The organism is Aequorivita marina (assembly GCF_031631895.2).
Taxonomy (GTDB): domain Bacteria; phylum Bacteroidota; class Bacteroidia; order Flavobacteriales; family Flavobacteriaceae; genus Aequorivita; species Aequorivita marina.
The window spans coordinates 39,928-51,493 of the sequence record NZ_JAVMBW020000011.1 but is presented as its reverse complement, the minus strand read 5'-3'; the positions used below and the strand labels follow the sequence as shown (position 1 = coordinate 51,493).

11 protein-coding genes are annotated in these 11,566 nt (G+C 33.7%); all 11 read right to left on the bottom strand.

Annotated features, from left to right (window positions below):
- Window positions 1-98: 98 nt before the first annotated feature.
- The 11 genes from QPK98_RS11755 to QPK98_RS11705 all read right to left on the bottom strand — a co-directional run bounded on the left by QPK98_RS11755 (window position 99) and on the right by QPK98_RS11705 (window position 11,393).
- Window positions 99-1,202: a helix-turn-helix domain-containing protein gene (locus tag QPK98_RS11755; RefSeq protein WP_310993595.1), complete on the bottom strand. Its 1,104-nt coding sequence runs from the start codon at window positions 1,200-1,202 to the stop codon at window positions 99-101.
- Between the two features lie 391 nt (window positions 1,203-1,593).
- Window positions 1,594-2,643, bottom strand: coding sequence for an iron-containing alcohol dehydrogenase (locus QPK98_RS11750; protein ID WP_310993593.1), 1,050 nt, complete (start codon window positions 2,641-2,643; stop codon window positions 1,594-1,596).
- A gap of 1 nt (window position 2,644) precedes the next feature.
- A complete protein-coding gene (locus tag QPK98_RS11745; RefSeq protein ID WP_310993591.1) occupies window positions 2,645-3,061 on the bottom strand; it encodes an FAD synthase family protein in 417 nt (138 codons plus the stop codon).
- A 309-nt stretch (window positions 3,062-3,370) separates the two neighbouring features.
- On the bottom strand, window positions 3,371-4,498 hold the full coding sequence (locus QPK98_RS11740) for a hypothetical protein (RefSeq protein WP_310993590.1): 1,128 nt from the start codon (window positions 4,496-4,498) through the stop codon (window positions 3,371-3,373).
- An 87-nt stretch (window positions 4,499-4,585) separates the two neighbouring features.
- Window positions 4,586-5,440 (bottom strand): glycosyltransferase family 2 protein, encoded by an 855-nt coding sequence (locus tag QPK98_RS11735; protein ID WP_310993587.1) that lies wholly within the window; start codon window positions 5,438-5,440, stop codon window positions 4,586-4,588.
- An 83-nt stretch (window positions 5,441-5,523) separates the two neighbouring features.
- On the bottom strand, window positions 5,524-6,483 hold the full coding sequence (locus QPK98_RS11730; protein WP_310993585.1) for a glycosyltransferase family 2 protein: 960 nt from the start codon (window positions 6,481-6,483) through the stop codon (window positions 5,524-5,526).
- A 9-nt stretch (window positions 6,484-6,492) separates the two neighbouring features.
- A complete protein-coding gene (locus QPK98_RS11725) occupies window positions 6,493-7,317 on the bottom strand; it encodes a sulfotransferase domain-containing protein (protein ID WP_310993582.1) in 825 nt (274 codons plus the stop codon).
- Window positions 7,318-7,357: 40 nt separating this feature from the next.
- Entirely contained in the window at window positions 7,358-8,557 is a 1,200-nt protein-coding gene (locus tag QPK98_RS11720; protein ID WP_310993581.1) for an ATP-grasp domain-containing protein, read from the bottom strand.
- Between the two features lie 75 nt (window positions 8,558-8,632).
- Complete coding sequence (locus tag QPK98_RS11715; RefSeq protein WP_310993580.1) at window positions 8,633-9,433, bottom strand: sulfotransferase domain-containing protein; 801 nt, start codon at window positions 9,431-9,433, stop codon at window positions 8,633-8,635.
- A gap of 191 nt (window positions 9,434-9,624) precedes the next feature.
- Window positions 9,625-10,704 carry a DegT/DnrJ/EryC1/StrS family aminotransferase gene (locus tag QPK98_RS11710; protein WP_310993579.1) on the bottom strand — a complete coding sequence of 360 codons (1,080 nt, stop codon included), beginning with the start codon at window positions 10,702-10,704 and terminating at the stop codon, window positions 9,625-9,627.
- Window positions 10,701-11,393, bottom strand: a complete 693-nt coding sequence (locus QPK98_RS11705) for a sulfotransferase family protein (protein WP_310993577.1) — start codon at window positions 11,391-11,393, stop codon at window positions 10,701-10,703. Before QPK98_RS11705 ends, QPK98_RS11710 begins: the two co-directional genes overlap by 4 nt.
- Between the last annotated feature and the right edge of the window lie 173 nt (window positions 11,394-11,566).

Sequence of the window (11,566 nt, the reverse complement as noted above, 5' to 3'; positions counted from 1 at the left end):
TTTACAAACATTCAAAACGCCATGCGATTTTAACGTTGGCAGAATTCCGGAAAACAATCAGCGCTGTGAAGTGAATTGACGAGTAGTAGTTTATTGAATTAGTTTCCGTTCTTATTTTTATATTGCAGTGGGGTGAGCTTGAAATTTTGTTTAAACGAACGGTAAAACGTTGTTTCGGAATTAAATCCTGAGATGAAAGCAAGGTCTTTCATAGTTCCCTCAAAATTGGGATCCATAAGATAATTTACAGCGATTTGGCATTTCTTGTCATTTACAAATTGATTGAAATTCACCTGTAACTTTTTGTTTAAAGCTTGAGAAAGCGATATAGGAGTTATGGCCAATTGATCTGCCATTTTGGATAAATTAAGCTCAAGATCGCTGAAGGTTTTTAGGGGAAGTTTTTCTAAAGTTGAGATAATCTGCTCAAACTCTTCCTCCATTTCGGGAGTCAAGCAGTTTTCTAAAATGACTTTTTCTTCAAGTGGGATATGCCAAACAGTCTGTTCCGATTTTTCCTTTATTACTTGAATATGATAGTCAAAGACGCTCCAAGATAAGATTATGGAAAACATCAACATCAAAAAATGTACTAAATAGGAAGAAGCTTGCATATCAACATTAAAGTACCTATGTTGAACTAAGACTACTAAGATTAGAGTTATAAATAAACCTAAGGTCAATAGTATATATATAAAAAACCTTCTTTTGACAAAAGTAAAAATTTCTCGATTTTTAAAAATAGATCGGATTTTTACAATGATTAATGCGCCATATATAAACCATTGCAGCGCCGTAAGACCGTATAAAATCGTAGTGTAGTTAGAAACTATCTCTTTACTGTTTAGGTGAAAGAGACAATAACAATACCCTAAAACAAATATTATAAAGGGAATAAAATGCCATTTAGCCTTGGCTAGGGAAAAGTTGTGTCCATTAATTATAATTGTCGCAAAAAGGGCTAAGGGCGGATAAAGTAAGGAGAAAGGAGCACCGTAATCAATAAAAAGGTTGTCTTTCCAAGCCATGCGAGCAATTGTGACATATAGATGATGGAATATAAAAATGCAAACCACAAATTGTAGTGCTTTACTAATTGGTTCTTTATGTTTTAAAGATAACTGCCAATAAAAGGTCACCAATAAAAGTACACCACTGCTAAACAGAAAACAAAGCGACAGTAATTCAGTTGTGTTGTACATTGTATTTCTTATTTTTTGCTCGCGTTTTCTGCCATAAGTTTGTTTTTAGGTATTTACCAGTTGAAGTTTTGGGTTTTAGTTCTTAGATTAACGCAAAGGTGTTTTAGGCTTATTTTAATTTATTGCTTGCAAATTTATAAAATTAAGTGCAATCTCATCCGTATTGTTTTTTACGCCTATTTTATTTTAACTTTTGGAAGGTTTTGGGCTTTCAACTCGTGTCGAATCAGCGTGATAACCCCTAACTAGCCAACCCGTCAACTCATTTGCAATAATCTTCTTTACTTCGGTAAATTAGTTTTGCTTTTATAACTTAAATTCTGCTATTGAATCTGAATCATGAACGTTACTTAGGAAGAATCCACAAAAATGATTAAGGCGTTATTAGTGCTCAACTTATGGTCTTTTGAAACTTTTTAAGTTCATCTAAAAATTTTACTTCGGTAAGCTGGTTTAAGATGGTATAACGTCCTGGACGCATTTCCTTTGCTTTATGAAACATTGCTTTTAGTTGCGTTTCGCTCTTATCTTCTAAAAAGCTTGTAAAATCAAAAGGAATATTAGCCTCTTGCGCAAATTTTAAATGATCTTTCTTTAATTTGTTCTGTAAAAATAAAGTGAAAATATTTAACGCCCCCACTTGTTGGCCGTGCAGGACATTTGGAGCTAATCCAAGAAAATCTATAGCGTGGCTCAGCATGTGTTCGCTACCGGAACACGGACGGGAGGTACCTGCCAACGACATGGAAATTCCCGAATTGACCAAACCTTGGACCAAAAGCCTTAAAAACGGCTTAGCTTTGAGGTCAATATCGCCAAAGTTTACTAATGAATTGGCTGCGCCCTTAGCCAAGTGAAAAGCAACATCATTCATTCGTTCTTTTTCCTCTTTAAAAGCACATACCCAATCGTTGGTGGCAGATAAATTAGAGAAGACATCTCCCACCGCTGCTTCTAGGTACTTTGTGGGCGATTCTTTAATAACATCAAGGTCTATTATTACACCCATTGGCATCATCCCCGGCAAACTATCTGTTTTCCCGGTTTCATTTTTAATGACTGCAACCGGAGAGATTAAGCCATCGTTAGAAATAATAGTTGGTATGGAAAGATTGTTGGTGTTAGACAAATAGCTCGCTCTTTTTACCGTATCAATCACTTTGCCCCCACCAACACCTATTAATAAGTCTATATTATTAGAGTTAATATAGTTTTTTAAGTCTTCTACAACTTTAAACGTATTGTCATCAATAGTGTAATTAATCCAATTATTCAATGCTGCAATTTGCTTGGCATAATGGAAGGAATGATTTTTACCCGAAACAACCAGCACTTTTGGAAAAGCCAAGTTGTTTCTTTTTAAATAATAGGCAACGTCTAAAATAATACCCTCATCTACCTGAAATATGATGGGTAAATTGGATTGTTGGGTATAAATCATATTACGAACTTTTTATTTTCTGAATTAAATCTGAAGTGCTTATGCCTTTTGTATAGGGCAGAAGAACTAATTCGCAATCATTATTTTTTAGAAATTCTTCCGTCACCCTTATCTGCTCCATATAACTGCCTTCCTCCCAGTCATCACCATGGACAATCTTATTGATTTTATATTTCTTTATGATTTCCTTATTGTCATATTGCCTAATAATAAATGCTTCATCTACATATTTAGTCGCCTCCACTAGTGCCAAACGATCCTCTTCATTAAAAAACGGCCTACGTTTGTAAGATGCTACCATTTCATCACCATTTATTGCAACTACTAGTTTATCGCCAAGCTCCCTTGCACGTTTTAACAGCTCTAAATGGCCGCGATGATAGAGGTCAAAGACCCCAATTACATAAATTGTTTTCATTATATACTTAATTTCTCGTTTTTTTAAAAGGCTTACTTCTACTTAAATTTAATTAACCTGAAAAAAGCTGAATCTCCCAAAAGAAAACGCATTCAAACCAATGCATTTTTTCTACTGGGAAAAAGCAAGGTTAAATATTGTTTCCGATTGATTGTAAACTGATCTGTAAACCCAAAATGTTGTTGCACAAAATCTATCTGGGTTTTACCCCCACCTTGGTTTCACTTTTTTATATGCTCGTAATGATTAAAATTACAATTTTATTAAATTGCTTTTACTCTTGGTAGGCGCGAATATCTATAAATAAAATCATTTCTGAAGGTATAAAACTTTTTTTAAAAGAAGCTGTTGAAAACTCTCTACAGAATATTTTTCTTCTAATGCTATACTTAGCTTAATATTATGCTCAGCTTTATCAGCCGCCAAACAAAAGTTTCCAGTTTTTAAATCGTTTTTAAAGTTTTCAATAGTATAGATAATAAATCCCTCATTTCTAAGCCATTTATAGATTGTATTTTTTTTATTAAGATAAATTTTAGTGCCATTTTTAACGCCATAAAGAATGTTGCCAACCGCCATTTGGCGATACGTATTAATAACCAAGGCATCTACATTGGCATAAAAATCTTTAAATTCATCAAGTTCTAAAAACTTCTCTACAAGCTGATAATATGGCTTGTCTGCTGTAGCTTTTTTTAAAGCATTATAATACGCAGTAGTTGGCCCATAACTAGAAAGTAATTTAAAGCTATATCTATGTTTTACTTGTACTGAATCTACAAGTGCTATTAAATCTAAGTGATTGTTAAACGCATGCCTACTATTGCCCAAAAGGATTATAGGCTTTTGAGATCTGGTTTTGGGTGCCTTCGGTTTAAATTTTTCGCCTAATTGCGGATGAGGCACCTTTATAAATTTGGGTAAATTTTTAAAATGGCCTTGTAAAAAATCATACTCTTCCTGGCATATAGCCATCATAAAATCAACTCTCTTAACAGCTTTATAAAAAGTTGGGTTATCAATGTAGCCATACCGTGCAACTCGATATATTTTCTTTAGGAAGCTGAGCTGCTCAGGCAAATCAACAAATTCTTTAGTTAAATCACTTACAAAGAGATCAAGTTTCTTTGAATACAATTCATAGCCCAATAGACGCCAAATAATTTTTATGCTCTTAGGCAGCTCTAAAACAACAGTACTATTAAAGTGGTATAAACCATACATCACAACCAAATCTGCTTCTTGGCAAAGTTGCAAAAGCTTGTTTTTTTCGTGTTTTTCTATAAAGACAGCGCTGTTTTGATAAGGGCCTTTATATTCCTCACCTAGCCTCTTAATTATAACAATTGTATTTTCAAGATATGGCGTTTCAAAGCATTTAGAAGCGCTAACAAATTTATAATCACTATGAATAATTACTGTTTTAAATTTTCTCATATCATAGTGGTATGGAGTATATAAGTATAGGTAAAGTTACACGCAAAGTTTATCATTTTAACATCCTTAAAAAACAATTACCTCAAATTATTTAAAATAATGCCATATTTTTAATTGTTTGGGGATTATATTTCCCAAGCCGGAAGTAATATAAGTTCGTTTTGATAAAGCTTTAAAAAGTTTTTTTATGTATGGTCTTTTATAAGGTTCTATTTTACTAAGGTTTCTATAATAAAAAACTATTAATGATTTTAAAAATGACCCTGGTATTTTTACCGATGTCTTTGTAGAGTCAAAGATACGTTCCCCTTTATGTCGTATCCATTCAAATAAGGGCTCGTCAATAATTGAAAAGCTTTCTATGATGAGGAATAACTTCAGGTGAAAATCACGATCTTGATATTTTTTTAATTTTGGATTCCATTTTAAAAACTTTGCATCTATGAGCGTTGTATCTATAACACTAATTAAGGTACTTAAACGAAGATCGCTTTGAAGAATTTCTTTAAAAGAGCGGTTATTGGTAATTTCGAGAAGTATATTGCCATTTTCATCCAAATGATAATATCCACAAATACAAATAGGCGTGTTTTCCTCCTGCATTTTTGAAATTTGCAATTCTAGTTTATTAGGATACAAAACATCATCAGAATCGGAAAATTGCAAGTATCGGCCTGTAGCATGTTTAATACCAGTATTTCGGGCCGCTGGAGCTCCAGACTTTTTTTGATAAATATATTTAGCGGTAAAGTCTTTACTCTCGTGAGCAGTAAACCATTGCTCAACTACATCTTTGGTATTGTCAGTAGAACCATCATCAATAACCAAAACCTCTATAGGCCTGTAGGTTTGCGCCCAAACCGAATCAAGTGATTTTGTTATAAACTCTGCTCTGTTATAAGTTGGAATAATAACAGAGGCTCTCTGGTTTTTATTTTGCATTTTAATTTATAGTTTTTTAACCACTTTGCAGCGTATTGAGAATCTACTTACTGTTTAAAACTCTATTGTAAGTATAATTAAATTTACTCCTCCCCTGTTCTATGTCTAAAGTCTTTTACTGGTTTTTTTAAGAGTTTCTTTAGTAAATACATTTTGAAATAAAACGACCTAGAGTTTTTTATTAATAAGAGAAGGGTATTATATGATGCAATTAAATTAAGACGATATAAAACCTTCTTTATTTTTATTTTCAAATTTTCATCTTCTTGGTTGAAGTAATAAATTTCCTCTAAATGAATGTAGGCGGCAATATCTCTATCACGTTTACTTTTTAAAGACCAAATACCACCTTGATGGATTCTATATACCCCCGCAATAAAATTTAAACAAATTGCATTATTGATTTTCAAAAGCTCATAAAATAAGGTGGTATCGCGATGTTTTTCATACATAGAATAATCAATACTGCTATGCACGTCTTTTCTAAAAACCACCGTTAAAGTTTTGGTGTACCATTTATCAAAAAAATTCTTTTTTGTAATAACAAAATCATCCTCTATATCCGGTAATATTTTCTCGCTAAACGCGCCATCTACTAATTCTTTATATTTATGGAAACAGGCTACATATTCGGCATTCTGTTCCAAAAAATCAACCTGCTTTTGTAATTTCAAAGGATCAGTCCAGTAATCATCGCCCTCGCACATTGCAATATATTTGCCTTTGGCCCTTTTTACATTATCTGGTAGAGGTTTTACTCCTTTCACAAATTGGTTTTCTGAATACAACAATAAATTAAATTTGTTAGGATGACGCGCTGCATAATCTTTACAAATCTCTGCGGTCCCATCATTAGACGCATCATCCCTAAGAAGAATTTCTATTGTAAAATCAGTTTTTTGCATCAATATACCATCTAAGCAGTCCTTAATATACAATGCGTGTTGATAGGTTTGGACACAAACCGAAACAGTTGGCTGCACACCTCCAGAGCTTGAATTCTCCTTATCCCTTTTGGGTTGCTGTTTTTCTATTAATTCCATAGATTAGGTTTAAACCCATTTAAAGTGAAAGTTTAACTTTTTAAATTCTTTATCCGCTTTAATTTCTTCTTCTATAAACGAAGGTAAATTGTTCTTCCATGCATTGTCTTTCTTTTTACTTTTAAAAACTGAATATGGGTCATCATCCTTAGCTGTACTTGAAGTTGATTTTGTTAAAAACGCATGTGTTTGTTCGGACATTTCCAACTGGCAAAATTTAAACATCTTTTTTATTTCTGTTTCAGTATTTTGAAGTAAATCATCATAGGATAATAAGTAAAACTGATTCGGGTAATCTTGATTCAGTTTTAAAAATAGCTTGGTAACTTCCTTCCATTTTTCAAAACCATTAAATTCTTCAGGTTTATCCGAGTTCTTTTTTGGAGCAAATCTCCATTCCTCCTCTTCCAGCCAACCCAATTCCTTTTTAAACTCTTTTGGAGTCATCAACCAAGAGCAAATTGTTGCGAACGGACTTCTCACAATTCCAATAACTATAACATCATCATCTTTTTGTAAAAGATTTTCAAGAATGTTATGATATCGAACCTCCTTATAAACCAAATGAGTTGGCACGTCTTTATTGAATCGAGGTGTTAATTCTTTAACTTTATAATCCTTTTGTAATACAAATGAATCTGTCGTTTTAAAAATATCATTAAAAAATTCATCTATTTCATTTCTAGAAGCTTTTACATCCAATTGTCCTTTATGAGCATACGAAAACAAGGGTTGGAAACGATATGCTGTTTGTGGAGATGAATCAAAAATACTACCTACCCAAGTAGAACCTGAACGTGGAACACTATGTATTGCAATTTTTTTTAAATCCATAAATTTTCAACTATTACTCTTATCAACTCCGAAAAAAGTTCTATTCTACAATTACTTCAATATAATTTGAATACTCAGAAATTATGTTTTCTAATTGTTCGGCAGAATCAAACTGAAGGACTAAGGTTCCTATAGCTTCATTAGCGCCTGTAAAAGCATTTACTTGATCTCCTTCTTCGATCCATAAATCTACCTCTTTAATATATTTATCTAAAACAGTGTCAATTTTCAATTCTTTAAACTGGCCGGTATGATTGCTATACAAAATAATCTCCGCCCATTCCCCTTCATAGGCGACGTCCTGAATTTTACCGATTTCTGCTCCTAAGGCTGCATTTATGGCGCATGAAATTAAATCAGTACCTGTAGCGAGTTTCAATACTTCCGAAAGCCGATTGCCACCACCTCGCGGAGATACCTCCATAATATAAGCGCGGTCATCTTGGGTTTCCCGTACTTCTATATTATAAACGGAAGATTTCATCCCCAATAATTCAATTAATCGTTGTAATTCAGATTTCAGTTCTTCTTGATTTTTTTTAGAAATACTGGATGGCCAGCTATAAGCCGAGGGTACGTATGGGTTAGGAGAGCTGTCGTCAAATCGTTGACTGGAAAATGAAATAAACTCAAATTTTCCGTTCACCGAAAAACAATCACTATCGGAAGAATGATTTTTACTTTTTAAATAATCTTCGATAATAAAATTTTTGCTGGGGGAAGCTGAAAGAGCATGCGTTATTGCATGCTCCAATTCTGTCTTTTTTGAAACCTTGGTCACTCCTTTGCTCCCTGCCGAATCTACAGGTTTTACAATAACCGGCAAATCAAAAGAATCAAATTCCTCTAAGGCCTTATCTAACTTAGTATAACATTTTGACCGTGGCACGTTAAAGTGATGCTGCTCTAAAAACTGACGAAACAAGCCTTTGTTTTGTAGAATCTTTATGGATTGATAAGGGCCGGGACAGGGAAGATTCAATTTTTCAGCTACATAAGCTGCTGTAGTAACCCCTGGATCTACGGCAAAAGACATAATGCCATCAATCTCAAGTTTTTTTGCTAAAGTTAAAACGGCTTCCTTATCAACTATATTCAAGTTATGGTATTCATCTGAATATTGATGGGCTATATTATTGGGGAGGTAATCACATGTAATAACGTAATGCCCCATCTTTTTTGCTGTCTTAATTACAGGAATAAGATAGCGAAGACCTCCAAGAAACAATAACTTTTTCATTAATAATTAGTTTGTACGCTCAATAATAATATAAATAAAAGCTTTATACCGATAAGATTAAGTTTATATTATATCCTACCAGTTCAACTCATAACCCAAATACTCAAAAAGCGCATCATTATGAGGTTTATAAAACTCTTCTAACTTTATTTTTGCTTCGGGATTTATCTTCTTTTTATAAGTACGGGCATTTTTACCCTTTTTACCCAAACTATCTAAAAATTGCCAATCGCTTTCCGGCAGGTTGAGAAAACGAAGTATTTTATTGAGTTCCGTTTTATTTTGGGTAACCAAATCTTTAAATCCTAAGGTAAGCACTTGTTCTTTTCCAATTAAATCTAAATAACGTTTAATTTGCGGTAAATAAATCCCCCTCCTGAGGATAGCAGGCGATCTATTATCATTGTTTTCTATCTTCTTCATTTCAGAAGCAATAATCTCCTCAAAAGAAGGAAACTCACCATTGCCGTAAAATTCTTGCGCCAAATTACTATTTGGATAATAGGCAGGGTCAATAACACGCGGCAGATGCTTGCGACTTACCAAAAAATCACCATACATATTCCATGCGGAATAGGCTCTTTTTATAGGCTCTCTTACAACGATAATTATTTTAGTGCCCTTATTAAATTTATAAATCCGTTGCGCTGCCTCAGGATGGTTTAAATATTCCGGCGTAGCTTCAAAAAGCAATCCACTTTTAAAAGGTTTTTTAAGGTCCTTTAAATTGTTGATATACCATTGATCTCCTTTTTGAAAATTTTCTTTCCTGCTAAAATATCTAATTTCTTTAGTTCTTGCCCCCAATAAATCAGGATGTTGTGCCAAAGAGTTAAATAGCGTTGAAGTGCCTGCCTTTTGTGCGCCTACAATCAAAAAATCTGGTTTTTGGTCCGGTATAATTTTTTTTAATAAAGGTTGTTTTAAACGCCCTTTATAAAAGTTGCGATAGCTATTTGGGTCTAAATACTTATTGGGCATCTCTTTGGGTGTTAACTTTAATCTCTGATTTCAAGCCTACGAAAATACAACTTTTTGAACTAAAAAAAGATAATTGTATTGTAGCTTTAAATCACTCCCTCTTGAATTAGCTGGCAAATACGTTGGGCGTCAGCTATTTTAAGATCGTAATAAAAGGGCAAACATAACACACGTTTAGCAAGGCTTTCGGTAATTGGCATCTCATTCTCTGGGAGGTAGGGCAATACCTTTGCAAGAGATGGGTAAAAATAGCGTCGCGTCAGGACTTGTTCTTCTTCTAGACGTTTTTTTGTTTTTAAAAGCATGGCTTCATTCTCAAACAAAATAGGGTAATAGGCATAGTTTTTAGTAGCACTATTATGCCATTTCGGAGTTTTATGTGGAAAGTTTTTTAAACCCTCATCATAAGCTTCGGCTAGTTGTTTTCTCTTATTATGAATCGGTTGAATATAATTTAAATTAACCAATCCCATAGCGGCATGAAACTCTGAGTTTTTACCGTTAATGCCTAATTCAGAAAAAGATTCAGGACCGGCAAAACCAAAATTGCGTATGGACTTTAATTTTTTATGGATCGCCTCATCTTTTGCCACCATAAATCCGCCTTCTCCGGAGTGATACAATTTGGTGGCGTGTAAGCTACAAATACTTATATCGCCGTAATTAAAAATAGACTGCCCTCCTACCTGTAAACCAAATGCGTGGGCTCCGTCATATATAACTTTTAGGTTATGCTTTTTAGCAATTTTCTCAATGGCTAAAACATCACAGGGATTACCATATACATGGGTTGCCAGAATAGCGGTGGTTTTGTCGGTAATGGCCGCTTCAATTTTTGTGGGGTCAATATTAAGGGAGTCTTGGTCTATATCTACAAAAACTGGCTTACAGTTTTCCCAAACAATACTGCTGGTGGTTGCAATAAAGGAGAACGGCGTGGTAATAATTTCGTCTTTTAAGCCTAAAGCTTTAATTGCCATTTGTAAAGCGATTGTACCATTGGTTACAAAAAGTAAATCTGCAACGTTTAAATGTTTGCACAAGCGGTCTTCCAATTCATTGGCTAAAGGTCCCATGTTGGTCAACCATTGGGACTCCCAAATTTTATCGAGATATTTTTCGTATTTTTCCTTTGGTGGAAGAAAAGGTTTGGTTACTGGTATCATTTAGTTTTGGCTTTTTCCGGATTTTTATTTTTCCAGGGGAAATCAGCTTTGTCAGTTTCTTTACCCAAAAAATCACATAATTTTTTATAGGCACCATTTTCTGCAACATTCAAAATTAATAGATCATCAGGCCGATGTCGGAAATAATCTTTTACAGTTTTATTGTAATTTTCATAGTGCTTAATAAGCAAGTCTTTATCATAAAGCTTATCTTCTGGAGTAATAGCTACCAATCTATTGTTTCGCCATCTATTCCCTCTTGGGGGATTTGAATTTTTCAAATCTTCCTTTGTTGGAAGCTGTCCATTTTTCCCACTTTTTCTAGTTACATGTTTTAATACCGAATTATACCATTGGTCTGAACTATCCCGAACCGTTAAAATGAATTTACTATTCGGAAATGCCTTGTCCATTGCTTGATAGGTATAAGGTAAACTAAAAGGTACATCTTGAAAAAAATTACCCGTATGGCAGTACTTAATTAACTTCTTGAAATCTCTAACCGCCCATTCTTCTAATAATTTGGCGCCATCGTCTTCAATACCTGGGGTATAGCCTAATTCCTTCATGGCTGCAGTCAAAGATGTAGTTCCCGTTTTATTACGGCCTACACCAAAAACCTTTGGACCTTTACCAAATTTAATTTGGTAATAATAGGGTCTAAGGATTTTTTTAAGTTTTTTTTTCATATAATAAATTGATTTAAGCTCTTTAAAGAAAACTTTTACATAAGATTTTCAACTAACTTCAATGAAACAAGTTAAAAGCTTTCACCCCATTATAGTCTGCTAAATATAAAAGAGATATGATTTAAGCAACCCTTAACAATTGAACAATAAGTTAGTACTAATTATACGCGAAT